18 protein-coding genes and 1 tRNA gene are annotated in these 20,041 nt (G+C 52.6%); 7 read left to right on the top strand and 12 right to left on the bottom strand.

Annotation, left to right across the window (positions count from 1 at the left end; all coding sequences use genetic code 11):
• Window positions 1-36: 36 nt before the first annotated feature.
• Entirely contained in the window at window positions 37-891 is an 855-nt protein-coding gene (gene purU / locus Q9292_RS03510) for a formyltetrahydrofolate deformylase (RefSeq protein ID WP_275357583.1), read from the bottom strand.
• 117 nt (window positions 892-1,008) lie between these two features.
• On the opposite strand from purU, the gene ispH reads away from it, so the two are divergent.
• Both ispH and Q9292_RS03500 read left to right on the top strand, forming a co-directional pair.
• Window positions 1,009-1,971, top strand: coding sequence for a 4-hydroxy-3-methylbut-2-enyl diphosphate reductase (ispH, locus tag Q9292_RS03505; RefSeq protein WP_313985792.1), 963 nt, complete (start codon window positions 1,009-1,011; stop codon window positions 1,969-1,971).
• A 65-nt stretch (window positions 1,972-2,036) separates the two neighbouring features.
• Window positions 2,037-2,112 (top strand) — tRNA-Thr (locus Q9292_RS03500).
• 296 nt (window positions 2,113-2,408) lie between these two features.
• Here the strand turns inward: Q9292_RS03500 and Q9292_RS03495 are convergent.
• Genes Q9292_RS03495 through Q9292_RS03485 form a run of 3 tightly spaced genes read right to left on the bottom strand, consistent with a single transcriptional unit; the run spans window position 2,409 to window position 8,001 of the window.
• Window positions 2,409-5,504, bottom strand: coding sequence for a CusA/CzcA family heavy metal efflux RND transporter (locus Q9292_RS03495; protein ID WP_313984801.1), 3,096 nt, complete (start codon window positions 5,502-5,504; stop codon window positions 2,409-2,411).
• 3 nt (window positions 5,505-5,507) lie between these two features.
• Window positions 5,508-6,668 carry an efflux RND transporter periplasmic adaptor subunit gene (locus tag Q9292_RS03490; protein WP_275357578.1) on the bottom strand — a complete coding sequence of 387 codons (1,161 nt, stop codon included), beginning with the start codon at window positions 6,666-6,668 and terminating at the stop codon, window positions 5,508-5,510.
• Between the two features lie 4 nt (window positions 6,669-6,672).
• Window positions 6,673-8,001 (bottom strand): TolC family protein, encoded by a 1,329-nt coding sequence (locus Q9292_RS03485; RefSeq protein WP_275357576.1) that lies wholly within the window; start codon window positions 7,999-8,001, stop codon window positions 6,673-6,675.
• A gap of 177 nt (window positions 8,002-8,178) precedes the next feature.
• On the opposite strand from Q9292_RS03485, the gene nudB reads away from it, so the two are divergent.
• From nudB to Q9292_RS03470, 3 genes are all read left to right on the top strand, one after another.
• A complete protein-coding gene (gene nudB, locus Q9292_RS03480; protein ID WP_275357575.1) occupies window positions 8,179-8,634 on the top strand; it encodes a dihydroneopterin triphosphate diphosphatase in 456 nt (151 codons plus the stop codon).
• Between the two features lie 75 nt (window positions 8,635-8,709).
• Complete coding sequence (nadA, locus tag Q9292_RS03475) at window positions 8,710-9,807, top strand: quinolinate synthase NadA (RefSeq protein ID WP_313984793.1); 1,098 nt, start codon at window positions 8,710-8,712, stop codon at window positions 9,805-9,807.
• Window positions 9,807-10,235, top strand: a complete 429-nt coding sequence (locus tag Q9292_RS03470) for an HIT family protein (protein WP_313984790.1) — start codon at window positions 9,807-9,809, stop codon at window positions 10,233-10,235. Before nadA ends, Q9292_RS03470 begins: the two co-directional genes overlap by 1 nt.
• Before the next feature lie 78 nt (window positions 10,236-10,313).
• Here Q9292_RS03470 and hemB read toward each other — a convergent pair whose 3' ends face one another.
• The 8 genes from hemB to rpe form a co-directional block, all read right to left on the bottom strand.
• Window positions 10,314-11,306, bottom strand: coding sequence for a porphobilinogen synthase (gene hemB / locus Q9292_RS03465; RefSeq protein ID WP_313984787.1), 993 nt, complete (start codon window positions 11,304-11,306; stop codon window positions 10,314-10,316).
• 119 nt (window positions 11,307-11,425) lie between these two features.
• Window positions 11,426-12,214: an indole-3-glycerol phosphate synthase TrpC gene (gene trpC / locus Q9292_RS03460; RefSeq protein WP_313984784.1), complete on the bottom strand. Its 789-nt coding sequence runs from the start codon at window positions 12,212-12,214 to the stop codon at window positions 11,426-11,428.
• A gap of 16 nt (window positions 12,215-12,230) precedes the next feature.
• Complete coding sequence (locus Q9292_RS03455) at window positions 12,231-12,719, bottom strand: DUF3465 domain-containing protein (RefSeq protein WP_313984781.1); 489 nt, start codon at window positions 12,717-12,719, stop codon at window positions 12,231-12,233.
• On the bottom strand, window positions 12,716-13,741 hold the full coding sequence (gene trpD / locus Q9292_RS03450) for an anthranilate phosphoribosyltransferase (RefSeq protein WP_275357566.1): 1,026 nt from the start codon (window positions 13,739-13,741) through the stop codon (window positions 12,716-12,718). The genes Q9292_RS03455 and trpD overlap by 4 nt, the downstream gene beginning before the upstream one ends.
• On the bottom strand, window positions 13,741-14,307 hold the full coding sequence (locus Q9292_RS03445; protein WP_026295541.1) for an aminodeoxychorismate/anthranilate synthase component II: 567 nt from the start codon (window positions 14,305-14,307) through the stop codon (window positions 13,741-13,743). The genes trpD and Q9292_RS03445 overlap by 1 nt, the downstream gene beginning before the upstream one ends.
• A gap of 1 nt (window position 14,308) precedes the next feature.
• Window positions 14,309-15,826, bottom strand: coding sequence for an anthranilate synthase component I (gene trpE / locus Q9292_RS03440; protein WP_313984772.1), 1,518 nt, complete (start codon window positions 15,824-15,826; stop codon window positions 14,309-14,311).
• A gap of 179 nt (window positions 15,827-16,005) precedes the next feature.
• Entirely contained in the window at window positions 16,006-16,698 is a 693-nt protein-coding gene (locus Q9292_RS03435) for a phosphoglycolate phosphatase (protein ID WP_275357561.1), read from the bottom strand.
• A gap of 18 nt (window positions 16,699-16,716) precedes the next feature.
• A complete protein-coding gene (gene rpe, locus Q9292_RS03430; RefSeq protein ID WP_049639627.1) occupies window positions 16,717-17,424 on the bottom strand; it encodes a ribulose-phosphate 3-epimerase in 708 nt (235 codons plus the stop codon).
• A gap of 214 nt (window positions 17,425-17,638) precedes the next feature.
• Here rpe and hemA point away from each other — a divergent pair, with 214 nt between their 5' ends.
• Together hemA and prfA are read left to right on the top strand one after the other, a co-directional pair.
• A complete protein-coding gene (hemA, locus tag Q9292_RS03425; RefSeq protein WP_275357559.1) occupies window positions 17,639-18,898 on the top strand; it encodes a glutamyl-tRNA reductase in 1,260 nt (419 codons plus the stop codon).
• A gap of 51 nt (window positions 18,899-18,949) precedes the next feature.
• Window positions 18,950-20,032, top strand: a complete 1,083-nt coding sequence (prfA, locus tag Q9292_RS03420) for a peptide chain release factor 1 (RefSeq protein ID WP_194749604.1) — start codon at window positions 18,950-18,952, stop codon at window positions 20,030-20,032.
• Window positions 20,033-20,041: the final 9 nt, after the last annotated feature.

Here is a 20,041-nt window from a genome sequence, read left to right as displayed (position 1 = left end):
TTGATTGCTTCGGTTTTTTATTGTTAAAGATACGTGTTAATCAAAAATCACGGTCTTGTTCGCATAAAGCAAAATACGATGTTCAATATGCCAGCGCACGGCTTTGGAGAGCACAACCCGTTCCAGATCACGGCCTTTCTGAATCAGGTCCTCCACCTGGTCACGGTGAGAAATACGCGCCAGATCCTGCTCAATAATAGGGCCCTCATCCAATACCTCAGTCACATAATGGCTGGTCGCACCAATCAGCTTCACACCGCGCTCAAAGGCACGATGATAGGGGCGCGCGCCGATAAAGGCTGGCAAAAATGAATGGTGTATATTGATAATTCGCTGAGGATAGCGCGCGACAAACGCCGGGGACAGAATCTGCATGTATCTTGCCAGCACAATCAGGTCAATCTTGTGTTGGTCAAACAAGGCAAACTGCTGTGCTTCAACCTCAGCCTTGGTTTCCTTGGTCATCGGCAAATAGTGAAACGGGATGCCATAGAACTGCGCCAGTTTTTCCGTATCTTTATGATTACTGATAATGAGCGGAATCTCGCAGGCCAGCTCGCCACTATGATGACGGTGCAGCAGGTCTACCAGGCAATGATCATATTGCGACACCATGATCGCCATGCGCGTTTTTTGCTCAGACAACTTGAGTTGCCAGGTCATGGCAAAGCGTTGCGCCACCGGGCCAAACGCCTGCTCGAAATCGGCCACGGCCACATTGAAATTGGTCAGGTCCCACTCGACGCGCATCAAAAACAGATTATTTTCCGCATCCTGATGCTGGTCTGCGTGTAAAATATTGGCATTGTGCTCATACAAAAATTGCGCAATCGCCGCCACAATCCCTTTGGTATCCGGGCAGGTAATCAGCAAGGTAGCAGTGTTTTTCATAACATGGGCTTTAAGCGAGCAACAAAAATGCAGATTATACCTGATGCCTGCCAGCCCTTGTGGTTGAGCTTGGCAGTTGCAGGCGCAGACAGCAGTAGACTCTTGACGGAATTGATTATGCAAACAGAAGTGACACCTGAGATCGTATTGGCCAACCCGCGTGGCTTTTGTGCGGGGGTAGACCGTGCCATTATTATTGTCGAACAGGCACTCGAAAAATTCGGCGCGCCGATTTATGTGCGCAATGAAGTGGTTCACAACAAATTTGTCGTCGGTCAATTGCGCGACAAAGGCGCCATTTTTGTCGATGATCTGGAAAAAATTCCGGCAGGCAGCATTGTGATTTTTAGTGCGCATGGCGTTTCCAAAGCGGTGCGCGCAGAGGCAGAGTCGCGCGGCCTGACCGCGTTTGACGCCACTTGTCCGCTGGTGACCAAGGTGCATATCGAGGTCGCCAAAATGCGTAAAGATGGTCTGGAGATCATTATGATCGGCCACAAAGGCCATCCAGAAGTCGAAGGCACCATGGGCCAATCCGAAGCAGGCATGTATCTGGTGGAAACCCCGGAAGAGGTGACCGCCCTCACCGTCACCGACCCTGACAAACTGGCCTATGTGACACAAACCACCTTATCGGTGGATGACGCCACTCAGGTCATCAACGCCCTCAAAACACGCTTCCCCAACATTAAGGCACCCAAAAGCGATGATATTTGCTATGCCACGCAAAATCGGCAGGACGCGGTGAAAATCATGGCCAAAGACTGTGATCTGGTGATTATTGTCGGCTCACCCAATAGCTCTAACTCAAACCGTTTGCGTGAAGTTGCCAAAAACCAGGGCGTAGAAGCTTATATGGTCGATAATGCCAGCCACCTGCAAGCAGGCTGGTTACAAGGTAAAAAGAAAATCGGCATTTCTGCCGGTGCCTCAGCCCCTGAGGTGTTAGTACAGGAAGTGATTGCTGCTTTGAAAAACATGGGGGCTAACCAGGTGGAAGAGTTGCAAGGGGTAGTGGAAAACGTCGTGTTCCAGCTGCCCAAAAACCTGGTCAATGCAGAGAAGCGCAGCACGGTTTAAACGCTTGCCGCATTGATTGGCTGGCCGTCCCTTGCTAAGATTGGCAAACAATGTTCGCCTTGTTTGCCGGTGTAGCTCAGTTGGTAGAGCGGTTCATTCGTAATGAAAAGGTCGGGGGTTCGATTCCCTTCTCCGGCACCATCCACACATCAAAAAATTCCGACCGGCCACCGGCAAAAAAAAGCCCAAGCCATTTCAGCTTGGGACAAGCAATATCCTCGGGAAAGGATAGTCGGGAAACTCGCATGTGATTGTTGTTAACTGCCATTGCGATTAAATTCCACTACACTTATTCACGTATGCATGATTTGTGCCAAATCATTTAAACAGTCCAGGCACTTGATTTTAATTGAATAAATCTAGACATTGGGCGCACTCGCCCACAAGAACTGATTGATATCAACCACCAATCTGGTTTCATTGAACCAAATTGGTGGTTATTCAGCGCGCGGACGGCGCAGGTCGGAAAACAGCGGGAACAACAAAGGCAACAACAACAGTGTGAACAAGGTCGCGGTAATTAAACCACCGACAATCACCACCGCAAACGGCCGCTGGGTTTCGGAGCCAATGCCATGCGAGAGCGCCGCTGGCATCAAGCCCAACCCGGCCATCAAGGCCGTCATCAATATCGGGCGCAAGCGGGCAACCGCCCCTTCAATCACCGACTCTGACAGTTCTCTGCCTTCGCGCATCAAACTCTTGATCTGCTCGACCATGATCACCCCGTTTTGCACCGAAATGCCGGCCAGCGCAATAAAACCGACGGCGGCAGACACGGACAAATGCAGTCCGGCCACGGCCAGTCCGGCCAGGCCGCCCACCAGCGTAAATGGAATCATCAGCAACACTAGCAAAGCATTTTTGACCGACTTGAATGCCCAAAACAGCAAGATAAAAATCAACAACACAGACAAGGGCACAATTACCATCAGCCGCTTCATGGCCCGTTGCTGGTTTTCAAATTGCCCGCCCCAGGTCATGCTGTAGCCAGGCGGTAGCTTGACCTGTGCCTTGACCTGTTGCATGGCTTCTTGCACAAAGCTGCCCTGATCGCGGTCTGTAATATTGGCTTTAATAGAGACAATACGCGAGCCTGATTCGCGGCTGACACGTGAAGCCCCTTCCTTGATGGTCACCTCGGCTACCTCGCTGAGCGGGATGCTGCCGTTTCCATTTGGCAAGGCAATCGGTAACTCGTCAATATCATCCACAGAATCGCGGAAAGGCCTGTCCAGCCTTAACGTGACATCAAAATGCCGGTCGCCATCGTAAAATGTGTTCGCCGGATTGCCAGCCAACGCGGTTTGTACCGTATTGTTAACATCGCCCGCCATCAGGCCATAGCGCGATAATTGGGCACGGTTAAGCGTGATATCGAGCTCAGAGTTGCCTGAAATACGGACTGCCGCCACATCGGTTGCGCCTCGGACGTGATTGATGACATCGACCACCTCTGCCGCTTTCTGCTCGAGAATCGTTAAATCGGGGCCGAAAATCTTGACTGCAATTTCACCTTTCACGCCAGACAACGCCTCTTCCACACTGTCCTGAATCACTTGCGAAAAGTTGGTAGGCACGCCCGGAATCTCGTGGATACGGCGCGACATATCCTTGATAAGTGATTCCTTATCGGCAAACTTCCATTCGCTGTGCGGCTTGAGATCAGCCAGAATCTCCATGTGGTAGGGTCCCTTAGGGTCGGTGCCATCATCTGGCCGTCCGACATGCGACACCACCAACCTCACCTCTTGGTAGCTATTCAGAATCTTACGGATTTCTCGCTCGATCTCTTTGGTTTTTTCCAGGCCAGCCGAGGGTGGCAGATCAACGGTAAGCCAGATATTGCCTTCATCCAGCTTGGGGAGGAATTCCGAGCCTAACATGGGCGCAGAGAGCACGGATATAACCAAAATGCCCCCGGATAAAATGACCACCCATGCGCGGCATTTGCGGGTTTTAAGCAAAATATGACGATAGGCATTTTGCAAGTTTTGCATCCAGTGGCTGTGTTTTTCCGCCATATCCTCACGCTTCATGGTGTATGACAACAAGGCTGGCACCAGCGTCAAGGTCAGGATAATGGCGCCCAGCAAGGCAAAACTCAAGGTGAATGCCATCGGCGAGAAAATTTTTCCTTCTACGCGTTGAAAGGTAAAAATCGGCAAAAAGGCAGTGATGATGATGGCTTTGGAGAACAGAATCGGGTGCCCCATATCAATCGCCGTGCTTTTAAGCGTCTGCATGCGCCAGGCCAGCCCCATATTGCCTTGTGTTTTATCCACCTCAGCCACCGCCAGGCGCACCATCAGCGCCTCTACCAGCACCACTGCACTGTCAATAATAATGCCAAAGTCTACCGCCCCGAGCGAGATCAGGTTAGCGGAGACACCGCGTAAATCCATGACAATAAAGGCAAATAACAGGGATAACGGAATCACCGAAGCCACAATCAGGGCGGCGCGCCAGTTGCGCAAAAACACTACCAAAATCGTCACCACCAGCAATGCGCCGACAATCAGGTTTTCTGCCACGGTATGCACGGTGTGGTGAACCAGGCCGGTGCGGTCATAAAAAGGCACGATTTTGACGCCGGGCGGCAGGGTCTGATTGACCAGATCCACCTTCTCGCGCAAGGCGTCGATCACTTTGGCGGCATTCTGGCCCTTGGTCATCAGCACGATGCCTTCAATAATGTCATCCTGCTGATTAAAGGAAACGATGCCTGAACGGGGGCGGTCACCAATCACCACCTGACCAAGGTCGCTGACCAGAATCGGCTTGCCATCCCGCGTATCCACCACGGATTGCGCAATATCATCCAGACTGCGAAACAGGCCGATGCCACGCACCACCAGCGACTCGTCGCCTCTGTGCATGAGTCCGCCACCCACGTTACTGCTGTTGTTGCTGACCGCCTGGTTAACCTGATCAATACTCACATCAAACTTTTTCAAGCGGTAAGGATCCAGCTTGATTTGGTATTCCTTGACCGTCCCGCCAAAACTGGTGATATCGGCCACGCCTGGCACCATGCGCAGTTGCGGGATAATTTTCCAGTCCTGGATAGCGCGGATTTCGCGTTGCGGCATCTCTGCCGGCGCTTCAACCAAATAGCGGTAAACCTCCCCCACCGCCGTCGTCAGCGGTGCTAGCGTGGGCTGCAAGCCGATGGGCAAGCTCACCCCTTGTAAACGCTCTAACACCTGCTGCCGCGCAAAATAATCTTGCGTGCGCTCGGCAAAAGTGAGGGTGACCACGGAGAGCCCGGTAATAGACACCGAGCGGATTTGTGCCAGTCCCGGCACCCCGCTCATCCCATGCTCAATCGGCAGTGAAACGACGCGCTCGACCTCCTCTGGCGCCATGCCCGGCGATTGTGTCACGATAATCACGTGCACATCTTCAACATCGGGGAACGCTTCAATTGGCAGGTTTTGCACGGCAAACCAGCCAAAAATCATGAGCACAACCGCGCCAATCAGCAGAAAGACACGCTGTTGCAGTGAGAAGGTGATCAAGCCTTTTAACATCGCCTATTTACTCACGGACAAATCTGAATTGAGCAGAATGGCACCGCTGGTCACGATGCGCTCACCCGGGTTTAAGCCGGTTTTCACGGTGGCATATTCCCGCCGTTGTAAATCCAGTACGACTTTACGCTTGCTAAAATGCAAGGGCTGCTCTTCTACAAAGACATAGCTGTAGAGTCCCTCGGTAATCAGGGCACTGTTGGGCACGCGGATAACACGATGCTGGCTGGTATCCAGCGGCGTGATGCGCGCATACATTTCTGGTTTGAGCTTGCCTTTGCTGTCGAGCAGGCAACGCACAGGAATCCGGCGCGTGGTCGGGTCTACCATGATGCCTATTGTTTTAATTTCGCCGTCAAACACCTCGTCAGGATAGGCATCCACCTGGACACTGAGCTTTTGCCCTTGCGAAATCCGGCTCAAGTCCCGCTCTGGCAAATCGATACTGGCCCAGACATGGCTGGGATCCGTGATCAAAAACAAAGGATCTGCCGCATCGGGGCGGACCTCGCTGCCGGGATTCACTTTCCGGTCAACCACCACCCCCGCGATTGGCGAGCGCACGACATAGCGATCACTTGCCCCGGTCGACACCCGCAGGTTTTTCAACCTCGCCATCGCGCGCTCATGTTCTGCACGCGCACTCGCCCAGTCCGCCTGTGCGACTTCCATGTCTTTTCTGGCCAGCACGCCGCCCTCTACCAGCATGCGGCTACGCTCCAGCGCCTGTTGCTTGAGTCCCAAATCTGCCTGTGCTTTGCGCACATCCGCGACCGCTGCCCCCACATCCGGCGAGTCCATCACCAGCAAGGGCTGACCGGCTTTCACGGCTTCGCCTATTTGTGCCTGAATATTCAGCGCTCGTCCGGCCACTGGCGAATACACCCGTGCTGTCCGGTTTTCATCAAACACAATCTTGCCGTTGAGCGGCTCGGTCACCGGCACCGGGATCTCGGTGACGGGTTCAATTTTGAGACTGTTTAATTGTGGCGAACCCGGCGTCAGTACAATCTGGTTGGCAGGCTGCGCGGGCACGCGGGCATTTTTATCTGCCGCCATGGCTGAAGCCATGCAAACCCCTATCGCGCACAAGATAAATACGATCTGGCGCATCGCCTTGACGGTAGCAGGAGGGCAAGCCATGGAGGTGAATGAGCGCATCATAAAATTATTCTTGATAGACAAATGCCTGGCGGGTGGCCGCTAACCAGGCGGATAGGGACTTGGCATAATCAGCCTTGACGCTGACTGCCTCCAGTTGGAGCGTGCGTAAAATACGTCTGGCATCGAGCAGATCCATGACATTCATGGCGCCATGCTTGTAGGCAAACTCTGCCGCGTCTGCTGCATTTTGCGCTTCCCGCAGAATGCTCTGGTCAAAACGTCGATTTTTATCAATCGCGGCATCCAAATCTGCTTTGGCCTGTCTCATTTCGGCAATCGCCGCCGCCTGCACTCGCTCTCTGGCCTCGATTGCACTGGTATAGCCAACTTCAGCCCGTGCGGCCTCGCCCTCATACTGATAATTGGTAAACAAGGGAATGCTCAATGAAGCGCCTATGGTATCTGGTGCCGATCCAGGCTCCTGCCCAGGAAAATGCTGGTAAGCAAACGACCAGGTAAAATCTCTGACCTTGAGCGACTCTGCAAGCTTTCTGGTCTGCTGAGCCTGCTCCATGCGCGCTTCAGCCGCCTTCACATCCGGACGTTGTGGTAACCAGCCAGTGTCTTTCTCAGCCGCTGGATTGGCCGAGGGCTCTGCAATCAGGGCGGGCCAGGGGTCCGTCACACGGAGCTTGCTCGCGTCCTGATCCTTGCCAAGCAAGTAAGCCAGCATGGCTTGCGCTTTTTGCACAGTCGCCTCTGCCTGGCGCAAATCATTGCTGGCCCGCAGGGCATCTACCCGGATGCGCGCTACATCCGCCGACGCCACATCGCCTGCTTTCAGACGCAATTGCGCTGCCTGCAGTGTTTTCTCGTAGCTACTGACATTCGCCTGCTGAATGAGCAGACTTTCCTGGGCAAGTTTGAGATCAAAATAGGCCGTGGCCATGGCCAATGCCTGTTGACGATAGGTTTCCCCCAGGTCGAGCCGGCTCGCTTTGACCGCACTTTCCGCCACGGCAGAACGCAGTGCCCGCTTGTCACCACGCTCATACAACTGAGTGACCTGCACCGCCGAGTTATAGGTTTGATCCAACAGGTCTCGTTTGCCGTTTTGGTTTTTATTGCCTTGGCCGCGATTGAGGTTGAGACTGGAAAGGCCGAGTGACAAGACCGGGTTTGGTTTTTGGCCAGCAATCAGGGTATCGGCTTCTGCACTTTCAATCGCCCGCTTGGCAGCAAGCAGATCACGGTTATTGCCTGCAAACACAAGTTCCGCCTGCTGCAGGCTGAGCTGGTCCCATGCAATGGCTGGAGCGACACCGGAATCCGCAACCGCCTCAAAACAGACCATCAGCAACACGCAAAGCCAGCCCTGCTGACGCCTCAACATAACACCTATCCCTGTGCTCATCACTTAAATTTTTATGGTATACACCTGATTATCCTTATCATAGTAGGCTTATCTGCTTACGACAATCTTTCACTGAACGCATCCTGACAAAAAAGAGTCTATTGTAAACACCGTCAGCCATGGACAAGGCCGCGGGCTTTATAGACAATCCTCCTTATGACACAACATTTCAAGATTCCCGTTTCCGCATTGGTGTTGATTCATACGCCAGATTTGCAAGTACTGTTGATGGAGCGTACGGACAAACCGGGATACTGGCAGTCAGTGACCGGGAGCATAGAAGCAGAAGAATCGCCCTATCAGGCAGCGATTCGCGAAGTGCGGGAAGAAACCGGCCTGGACGCGCTGGCTTACGACTTTGAAGATTGGCACGCCAGCAATGTGTATGAAATCTACCCGCATTGGCGTCACCGATATGCGCCCGGCATCACGCAAAACACCGAGCACCTGTTTGGCTTGTGTCTGCCGGAACCACAACCAGTCACGCTGGCGCCAGACGAACACACGCGCTATGAATGGGTAGACTGGCGGCAAGCGGCTAAAAAAGTCTTCAGCTGGACGAATGTGGATGCCCTTAGACGGCTGGGTGAAAAACACCGTTTAACACTGTAATTGCCAGCTTTGCAATTGGGATAAATCCACATCGGTTGTAAAATAGCGTTTTACCCTCAACTAATGGCTATGACCATGCAAACCGCCACTATCAAATTTGAAAAGTTCCAGTCGGCCAAAGACGATGACTGTCAGGTCCGTATTCTGGCTGCCCGCGAAAAGCTGGGTAAGCGACTGGTGATTCTGGGCCACCATTACCAGCACGAGAGTGTTTACCGCCATGCGGATTACTCTGGTGACTCACTGAAACTGTCTAAATATTGTGACAGCCTGGATGCGGAATACATCGTCTTTCTGGGTGTGCATTTCATGGCCGAGGTGGCTGACATCTTGAGCCGCCCGGATCAGGTCGTGATCTTGCCAGACTTGGCCGCAGGCTGCTCCATGGCAGACATGGCCAATCTGGCCAAGGTTGAGCGTAGCTATCGAGAACTCAGCAAAGTGCTTAATTTTGATGAGACCATCACACCGGTCACGTATATCAACTCCGCGGCGGACCTGAAAGCCTTCTGTGGTGAACATGGCGGCATTGTGTGCACCAGCACCAACGCCTCCAAAATCCTGGAGTGGGGTTTCAGCCAGCGCGAAAAAATCCTGTTCTTTCCGGATCAGCATCTGGGCCGTTGGAGCGGCTACAAAATGGGTATCCCATTAGAGCAAATGCCTGTCTGGGATCCAGATCTGCCCATGGGCGGCTTGACCGAACAGCAAATCAAAGACGCAAAAATCCTGCTGTGGAAAGGTCATTGCTCAGTACACCAGATGTTCCGCAAACAGAATATCGACCAGTTCCGCGCCCAGCATCCAGATGGCAAAGTCATCTCTCACCCTGAAACGGCGTTTGAGGTCTGCATCAACTCAGATTATGTCGGTTCTACAGAATACATCTTGCGTACCGTGAGTGAAGCCGAGCCTGGGACGAAATGGCTGGTAGGCACCGAATTGAACCTGGTCACACGCCTGGCCGAAGAAATGAAACCGCAAAACAAGCTGGTACAGTTCATGAGCCATGTGGTTTGCGAATGCTCAACCATGGCACGTATTGACCCGCAACACCTGGCCTGGTGCCTGGAAAACCTGGCCGATGGCAATGTGGTCAACCAGATTAAAGTGCCCGCGCATGAAGCCAAACTGGCCAAACTCACACTGGATAGAATGCTGGCCGTTTCCTGATGCGTAATTGCCCGCTGTGCCAACCAACCCCCTACGACTTGCTATGGCAGGATGATTTTTGCCGGGTAGTGTTACTGCACGACGCAGATTACCCTGCCTATTGCCGGGTGGAATTAATTGCACACGTCAAGGAAATGACCGACCTGCCTCCCGCAGCGCGAGCACGCACCATGAAAGTCGTGTTTGCTGTCGAAACCGCACTGCGGGAAGTCATACAACCGGATAAAATTAACCTGGCCAGCCTAGGCAATAAAACGCCGCATATGCACTGGCATGTGTTGCCAAGATTCGAGAGTGACAAACACTTTCCGAATAGCCACTGGGGCAGCGCTATGCGGGGTTCCGAGAGTCGGCCACTGCAACAAGACCAAAGAGACAGGCTACAACAGTTAGTGATCGAACGCGTGGAATGTGCCTTAAATTCGTAATCAATATAGGCTGAAGTGGCGGCTGATCATGGTCGCAAAAAAAGGGGCTTTCAAAAGCCCCTTTCTACTTTTAGACCCTTATTTCAGCCATCTTGCGATATCCATCGCATAATAAGTCAGCACGCCGTCTGCTCCGGCACGTTTAAACCCAAGCATTGCTTCCAGCACGCAGGCTTTTTCATCCAGCCAGCCATTTTGTGCAGCGGCTTTGAGCATGGCGTATTCACCGCTGACATGATATGCATAAGTCGGTACGCCAAACTCGTCTTTGACACGGCGCACGATATCCAGATAGGGCATGCCTGGTTTAACCATGACCATATCCGCGCCCTCTTCCAAATCCAGTGTGACTTCTTTTAATGCTTCATCAGAATTGGCTGGGTCCATCTGGTAGTTGTATTTGTTGCTTTTGCCCAGATTGGCCGCTGAACCGACCGCATCGCGGAAAGGTCCGTAAAACGCTGAGGCGTATTTGGCAGAGTAAGCAAGAATTCGCGTGTAGATGTAGCCTTGCTCTTCAAGCGCATCACGAATGGCGCCAATCCGGCCATCCATCATGTCAGAGGGCGCAACTACATCGGCGCCCGCTTCTGCGTGACATAACGCCTGCTTCACCAGCACTTCAACAGTTTCGTCATTCAGGACATAGCCGGTATCGTCGATCAGGCCATCCTGGCCGTGAGTGGTGTACGGGTCTAAAGCCACGTCAGTGATCACGCCCAAGTCCGGGAAAGCCTTTTTCAGTGCACGCACAGTCCGTGGCACCAAGCCTTCAGGGTTATAGGCCTCTTTGGCATCCAGGCTTTTGTATTGTTGTGGCACCACCGGAAATAAAGCCAGCGCTGGAATACCTAGTTTTACGCACTCTTCAGCGGTCTTGAGCAGCACATCCAGGCTTTGACGCTGTACGCCAGGCATCGATTTGACTTCTTCAATCGCGCCTTCACCCTCAAGCACAAACACCGGGTAAATCAAGTCATTGGTGGTGAGAACGTTTTCACGCATCAAGCGACGTGAAAATTCGTCTTTGCGCATACGGCGTGGACGGATGGCTAAAAATTGATTACTCATATCGATTCCCTTTTTGACCACAGCATCTGGTCAAATTGCTTGCGCTTTCAATCATTGCGCCTGATTTGGATACGCTCATGCAGGGCATACCTTTGCACTCACGCTATTTAAAACTTCTCCTAACCAAAGACCCTGGCGAGTTCTGCACCTGGATCCTCTTGCCGCATAAATGCTTCGCCGACCAAAAAGCCATTCACATGATGGCTGCGCATCAAAGCCACATCTTCTGGTGTGAAAATGCCAGACTCTGTGACGACGAAACGGTCTTCCGGCATGTTCTCGAGCAGGTCGAGCGTGGTTTGCAAGGTGACATCGAACGTGCGCAAATTGCGGTTGTTGATTCCCAGTAGCGGCGTTTCCAGTTGCAGCGCGAGTTCAAGCTCATCCGCGTCATGGACTTCGACGAGTACCGCCATGCCCAGATTGTGGGCCGTCAGCTCCAGTTCCTGCATTTGTGACAGTTCGAGAGCAGCCACGATCAGCAACACGCAGTCAGCGCCCATGGCTCGGGCTTCGTAAATCTGATAAGGATCTATCATGAAATCCTTGCGCAACACGGGCAATTTGCAGGCAGCGCGCGCTTGCTGAAGGTAGGCAGCAGATCCCTGAAAATATTGCTCGTCAGTCAGTACCGATAAACAGGCCGCGCCGCCTTTTTCATAGCTTTTAGCAATGGCGGCCGGATTAAAGTCAGCACGGATGATGCCTTTGGACGGGCTGGCTTTTTTAATTTCAGCAATCACGGCAGGTTTATCTGCATCCACCTTTTTAACAATATTGCCGATAAAGTCACGGCAATCCGGCTGACTTAGCGCTTCCTCACGTATCGCATCCAATGACTTGCTGGCTTGCGCTTTGCTGATTTCTTCACGTTTGGTCGCTAAAATTTTATTTAAAATATCGGACATAATCTGCTCGCATGCCTTATTCGTAAGTGTGATTTTGATGTTTGATCCAGCCATGCTGGTGGCCCTGCGGGTCATGATGCGTCCAGTGCATAATGCCGCCTTTGGGGTTATAAATATATTCGCCTTTAAAACTGATCTGATCCCCTATGTTCAGGCTTTCTACCCTGGGCGCGAGGTCAATATTATGCGCAAATAATAATGTTTGTCCTGGCGACACGCTCACCAGAAACCGCTGGTGCCTGGCACCTTGAGTGTCATCGGGCAACAGCTTCTTCACCGTGCCGCTGCCTTCGAGCCAGACATGACTTTGCTTTTGGGCAAATGCCTGCTTAAGCGCCGCATTCTCTTCAGTGACGAGTCCTGCCGAGAGCGGTTGCAGGTGTACAGACTGCACCTGCGATTTCACCTCTAGCGCAGACTGTGGCTGATTCAGCGGATTGGATTGCTCTGCTTGCTGGCAGGCGGCCAGCAGGCAGAATATTGCAATCAGCGCCCCTTGTTTCATGCTGCCTGACTCAAGGCCTTCAATTGTTGCAGTTTACGCAACGCTGCGCCTGAATCAATCGATTGCGCGGCTTGCGCAATGCCTGATGGCAAGTCGCTTGCCAGGCCAGACACATAAATCGCCGCCCCGGCATTGAGCAAGACGATATCGCGGGCAGGGCCTTTTTCGCCAGAGAGCAGGCCTAAGATAATGTCACTCGAATGCTGCGCACTTTCCACATGGATGCTGTTCACATCATGCACGGGCATGCCAAACTGGGTAGGGTTTAAAGTGTATTGACTCACCTGGCCATGCTTGAGCTCGGCCACATAAGTATCCGCTGAAAAAGAAATTTCATCCATTTCATCCGCACTGTGCACCACCATGACATGCTCGCTGCCGAGCTTTTGCAAGGTTTGCGCCAGCAAAGGCACCAGGTCACGGTGAAAAACCCCCATCACCTGACGCTTGGCGCCGGCCGGATTGGTCATGGGGCCTAACAGGTTGAACATGGTACGCACGCCCAGCTCACGGCGCACCGGTGCGGCGTATTTCATGGCCGCATGGTGGTTAGGTGCAAACATAAAGCCGATTCCGGCCTCGTTCACGCAGCGCGCCACTTGCTCAGCCGTTAGGCCAATGTTGACGCCCAGTGCTTCCAGCACATCGGCAGAACCGCTCTTGGACGAAGCGGCCCGGCCACCATGCTTGGCGATTTTGGCGCCGGCCCCGGCCGCCACAAACGCGGATGCGGTAGACACATTAAAGGCTTTGTTGGGCGCGCCGCCGGTGCCGCAGGTGTCAATTAAATGCGTAGAATCAGTAATTTCTACCTTGCTGGACAGGTCGCGCATCACCTGTGCCGCAGCGGCGATTTCGGTGACGGTTTCACCCTTGACGCGCAGGGCCGACAAAAAGCCGGCAATCTGGATTTGGGTAAACTCGCCGCTCATGATCTGCTGCATGATTTCCAGCATTTCTTCATGCGTGAAATCTGTATGGTCAATCAGGCGCTGTAAGGCGATTTTAGGTGTGATGGCCATCAATAGCCTTTCAGGAAGTTATCCAGCAACTCATGCCCGTATTCGGTCAGAATAGACTCGGGGTGAAATTGCACGCCTTCCACGGCCAGTGTTTTATGCTTGACGCCCATGATCTCGCCATCTTCGGTCCAGGCCGTAATCTCCAAGCAATCCGGAATAGTTTCGCGCTCGATGACCAGCGAATGGTAACGCGTCGCGGTATACGGGTTAGGCAGGTTTCTGAACACACCGGTATTGGTATGGTGGATCAATGAGGTTTTGCCGTGCATCAGGGTTTTGGCCTTGATAATGTTGCCGCCAAAGGCCTGGCCTATGCTCTGATGCCCCAGGCACACACCCAGCAAAGGAATTTTCCCAGCGAACTCGTGAATCAACGGCACGGAAATCCCGGCTTCATTCGGTGTGCAGGGCCCTGGTGAAATCACAATTTTTTCCGGGGCCATGGCTTTGATCTGCTCCAGCGTGATTTCGTCATTGCGGTGCACATGAACATCTTGCCCCAGCTCGCCGAAATACTGCACGAGGTTGTAGGTAAAAGAGTCGTAGTTATCAATCATCAACAACATATCAGGCTCCTTTTCCTGCATGGGTTTGAACATTGGCTGCCTGGCTATCCAGTCCTGCCTGCACCAGCTCAGCGGCGCGGATGACGGCTTTGGCCTTGTTTTGGGTTTCTTCCCATTCGCTTTGCGGCACCGAGTCAGCCACAATGCCAGCGCCCGCCTGTACATAGAGTTTTTTGTTTTTGATCACGGCCGTACGAATCGCAATTGCCACATCCATATCGCCATTAAAGCCTAAATAGCCGACGGCGCCAGCATAAATGCCACGTTTGGAAGGCTCCAGCTCTGCTATGATTTCCATGGCGCGCACTTTAGGGGCACCAGACACGGTCCCGGCAGGGAAAGTCGCTTTAAGCACGTCAATCGCATCCAAGCCTGGCTTGAGCTGACCTTCAACATTGCTGACGATATGCATGACGTGTGAATAACGCTCTATCGTCATGTTGTCGGTGACTTTCACAGTACCCGTGAGCGCGACGCGACCCACATCATTGCGGCCCAGATCCATCAACTGCACATGCTCGGCACGCTCTTTAGGGTCAGCCAGCAGCTCGGCTTCGAGGGCCAGGTCATGATCACGGTTTTTACCGCGTGGGCGCGTGCCTGCAATCGGGCGCGAAGTCACGGTGGTCTCTTCCAGACGCACCAGAATCTCTGGCGAAGCACCAACCACATGGTGGTCATCCATATCGTAATAGAACATATATGGGGAAGGATTGAGGCTACGTAAAGCGCGGTACAAGCTCAATGGCGAGGCATCAAAGTCTTGCGACATCCGCTGGCTCAATACCACCTGCATGATGTCGCCTTCTAAAATATATTGCTGTGCCTTTTTGACTGCCGCTTTGAAGTTGTCTTCACCAAACTCAGAAATAGCCGCTGTTTTAGCGCTGGGCAATGCAGCAGGAATTTCTACGCTACACCGTAACTTCCCGACCAAGGTGTGCATGCGTGCGCATGCAGTTTCATAGGCATTGGCTTTAGCCGGGTCAGCATAAACGATGAAATACAGTTTGCCGGAGAGGTTATCCACCACGGCAATTTCTTCTGAAACCATCAACAATATATCTGGCGTACCAATCACATCTGGCTTTTTCTGCTTACCCAGACGTTTTTCAATGTATTGAATAGTCTCATAGCCAAAATAGCCAGCCAGGCCACCGGTAAAGCGCGGCAAACCATCGTAAGGCGGCGTTTTAAAGCGCGCCTGATAGGTCTTGATAAAGTCCAGCGGATTTTGATCGCTATGCGATTCAATGACTTGATGATCCTGAATCACCTGCAATTGCTGCTCACGCACCACAATTCGCGTGGTGGCAGGCAGGCCTATGATCGAATAGCGGCCAAAGCGCTCGCCGCCTTGTACGCTTTCGAGCAGGTAGGAATAAGGTTGATTGGCCAGTTTAAGATACAGTGATAAGGGCGTATCCAGATCGGCAAAGGTTTCTAGCACCAGCGGGATACGGTTGTAGCCTTGCGCCGCCAGCGCGTCGAATTCGGTCTTGCTTAATGTGCTTAACATGATGCTTTTTTCCAGTTTGATTCGTAGAGTGCCGTGCAAACAATCACAGCAGGTCGGTGCAAATGGCGCGCACCTGCGCGTGGGGCAGGACTAGCCCCGCCACGAACGACGCCAGCTTAATACTGGCCAACTGGAAGAATGATGAGCACAAAACATCATGGTAATTAAGGTCTGTTTTTTTATGATCCCTGCTTTAAGAGAGCAGGTAACTCCAGCAAGTTCACCACCTCGGTAAGTTGCTGTACGGTGGCATCCACCGTCGCGACATCAATTTCGCGGCCTTGATTATACCCATAAGGCACGGTCACGACAAAGCATCCGGCAGCATGCGCGGCCTGAATATCCGTCTCAGAATCCCCTACCAGCACCGCTTCAGCAGGCAGCACACCTAGCTTTTGGCAAATATGCAACAGTGGCAAGGGGTCAGGTTTCTTTTTGGGCAAGCTGTCGCCAGAAATAATGACCTCAAAAAAATCAGCCAACCCTGCTTGTTGCAGCAAAGGTAAGGTGAATTTTTCGGGTTTATTGGTCACGCACGCCAGGCGAAAGCCTTGTTTCTTGAGCTGCTGCAAAGCAGGGACAACCCCTGCGAATGGCTGGCTTTGGGTGGCGTTGGCGGTATAAAAATCATGATACAGCGGCTGCGCCTGCGCAAACAAATCAGCCTCCGGCTCCACCTGCACGCTCTCGGTGAGGCAGCGCTTGATCAGGTTTTGCACGCCTTCACCAATATATGTGGCGATTTGTGCTTGTGGCAACATGGGTTTGCCTAAAGCTACCAACATGCGGTTGGCAGCTTCGGCAATTTGCGGTGCGGTATCCAGCAGGGTGCCGTCCAGGTCGAACATCACCAACTTGACTTGAAACCGCATCACAACAGACTTTTTGAATTAAACAGTGGCTAAAGAAGCACGCATCGCCGCCACAACTGTGTCGTAACGGTTAGGATCGGTGTCTTTAGGTGAACCGAAAATCGCGCTGCCTGCAACGAAAGTATCAGCACCGGCTTTGGCGATCTCTGCGATGTTGTTGGCGTTCACACCACCGTCCACTTCCAGCCAGATTTGACGGCCAGTTTTTTCGTAATAGGCATCAATACGGGCACGCGCTTGTTTCAGTTTGTCCAAGGTGGCTGGAATGAATTTTTGGCCACCAAAGCCTGGGTTCACCGACATCAGCAAAATCATGTCCACTTTATCCATCACGTAATCCAGGTAGTGCAATGGTGTCGCTGGGTTAAATACCAGGCCAGACTTACAGCCGCTGTCACGGATCAAGGCCAGGCTACGGTCAATATGGTCAGAGGCTTCAGGGTGGAAAGTGATGATGTCCGCACCTGCTTTGGCAAAGTCAGGAATAATGCGGTCAACAGGTTTCACCATCAGGTGCACGTCGATGAGTGCGCCAACATTGTGTGACAGGTCACGAATCGCATCACAGACCAATGGGCCAATCGTCAGGTTAGGCACGTAATGGTTGTCCATCACGTCAAAGTGCACGATATCGGTGCCGGATTTGATCACGTTTTCGATTTCCTGGCCCAACTTGGCAAAGTTGGCAGATAGAATACTGGGGGCAATGCGGAAAGTTTTGTCCATGCGCTTGATGTTCCGTAATTGAATCTAATAAAAGTTAGCAAAACCAATATTTTAACGCCATTTTGTGACAAATTGACAGGATTCTTGCTTGCCGTCGCTGAATATAAGAAAATGTCGGCACTTTTGACATGGATGCCTCTCCAATTCGCCATGAACCACCTGCAAGCGCCCACGTGTTTCACTTTTGACCCTGTCCCGCAGGTAAAATAGCGCCATGCAACTGTATACCATTGGTGTCAACCACACCACCGCTCCCATTGCCATCCGCGAGAACGTTGCGTTTAACAACGAAACCTTGCCGCAAGCACTGGCTGATCTGGCACGACACAATGTGGCAGAGGTGGCGATCTTATCCACCTGCAACCGCACCGAAATCTATGTGCAATCCATCCGGCCAGAAGTGGTGATTGATTGGCTGGCAGCGTATCACCGCCTGGAGGCAGACAAGTTGCTGCCCTACACCTACACCTTGAGCAGCCACGAGGCCGTCAAACACGCGTTCCGCGTGGCCAGCGGGCTGGATAGCATGGTGTTGGGCGAGGCGCAGATTCTGGGTCAATTCAAGCAATCGGTAAAAATTGCCCAGGACGCAGGCACCTTGGGTACCCTCTTGCACAAACTGTTTCAACGCACGTTTGAAGTGGCCAAAGAAGTACGCACCAACACCGATATCGGCGGCAGCTCGATCTCAATGGCCGCCGCAGCGGTCAAACTGGCACAACGGATTTTTGGTGACTTGAGTGGGCAACGCGTGCTGTTTATCGGCGCCGGTGAAATGATAGAGCTCTGTGCTGACCATTTTGCCGCGCAAAAACCGAAAAAAATCACTGTGGCAAACCGTACACTGGAGCGCGGCGAACAACTGGCAGACAAGATTCGCGGCCAGGGCCTTAATGTGCAGGCCATTTTACTCAACGACCTGCCAGAGCGTTTTCAGGAATTCGACATCGTCATCACCAGCACCGCCAGCCAGCTGCCGATTGTTGGCCTGGGCATGGTCGAGCGCGCTATTAAAGCGCGTAAACACAGACCGATGTTTATGGTAGACCTGGCCGTGCCGCGGGATATCGAGCCCGAAGTCTCGGCGCTCGATGACGTATTTTTGTACACCGTAGACGATTTGGCGCAAGTGGTCTCCGAAGGCCTGGGCAATCGCAAAGAAGCCGCGATAGATGCAGAAATGATCGTCAACGCACGCGTTGAACATTTTATGCAATGGCTCAAGCAGCGCGAAGCGGTGCCCACCATCAAAGCCCTGCGTGATCAAGTAGACAGCCTACGCAAGGCTGAGGTGGAAAAATCGCTCAAATTGCTGCAAAAAGGCGAGCCGCCCGAAAAAGTACTCGAACATCTCAGCAATGCACTGACCAACAAGTTTTTGCATGGCCCCAGCCACGCGCTCAACAACACTGAAGGCGATGCCCATGCGCACATGGAGCATCTGGTCAAACAACTTTTTCAGTTAAAAGAATAACTTTTTCAAGATATCGGCCTCCGCTGACGCTTTGAATTTTAGGGTCCCACAATGAAACCAAGCATGTTGCAAAAGCTCGCCAACCTAAGCGAGCGTCTCGAAGAACTCAACCGCCTACTCAGCAGCGAGGGCGTGACTGACAATATGGATAACTACCGTAAAATCATGCAGGAACATACGGAAATCACTCCGATTGTCGAGCAGTATCACGTCTACGCGCAAACCGAGTCTGACATCAAAGAGGCACATGCCATGCTGTCTGACCCTGAGATGAAAGAGTTTGCCCAGGAAGAAATCGAGACTGGCAAAAAACGTCTGGAAGAAGTGGCGCTCACCCTGCAAAAACTGCTGCTGCCTAAAGACCCCAACGATGACAAAAATATTTTCCTCGAAATCCGTGCCGGCACCGGCGGCGATGAGTCTGGCCTGTTTGCCGGTGACCTGTTCCGTATGTATTCGCGCTATGCCGACCGGCAGGGCTGGAAGGTAGAAGTGGTCTCTGCCAACGAAGGCGAGGTCGGCGGCTACAAAGAAATTATTGCCAAAATTATCGGCTACGGGGCATATTCAAAACTCAAATTCGAGTCCGGCGGCCACCGCGTACAGCGCGTGCCGGATACCGAAACACAAGGCCGGATTCACACTTCAGCCTGTACAGTCGCGATTCTGCCAGAAGTCGAAGAGGTGGGTGATGTTGAAATCAATCCCGCCGATATCCGTATCGACACCTTCCGCGCCTCAGGTGCAGGTGGTCAGCACATCAACAAAACCGACTCTGCGGTGCGGATCACCCACGCCCCCACCGGTATCGTAGTGGAATGTCAGGATGGCCGTAGCCAGCACGCCAACAAGGCGCAAGCCATGCAGGTGTTGGCCGCACGCATCAAAGCCAAGCAAGTCGATGAACAACAAAGCAAAATCGCCTCCGAGCGCCGCAACCTGATTGGTTCGGGTGACCGCTCAGAACGTATTCGCACTTACAACTACCCGCAAGGCCGCATTACCGACCACCGTATCAACCTGACACTGTATAAAATTGACGCGATTACCGAGGGCGATATGGATGAGTTGATTAATGCGCTGGCGACTGAATATCAGGCGGATTTGTTGGCGAGTTTGGGCGAAGACGCCTAATCGAAAAAT

Source organism: Methylophilus sp. VKM B-3414 (assembly GCF_032248435.1).
Taxonomy (GTDB): Bacteria; Pseudomonadota; Gammaproteobacteria; order Burkholderiales; family Methylophilaceae; genus Methylophilus; species Methylophilus glucosoxydans.
This window is presented reverse-complemented; position numbering and strand designations above follow the sequence as displayed.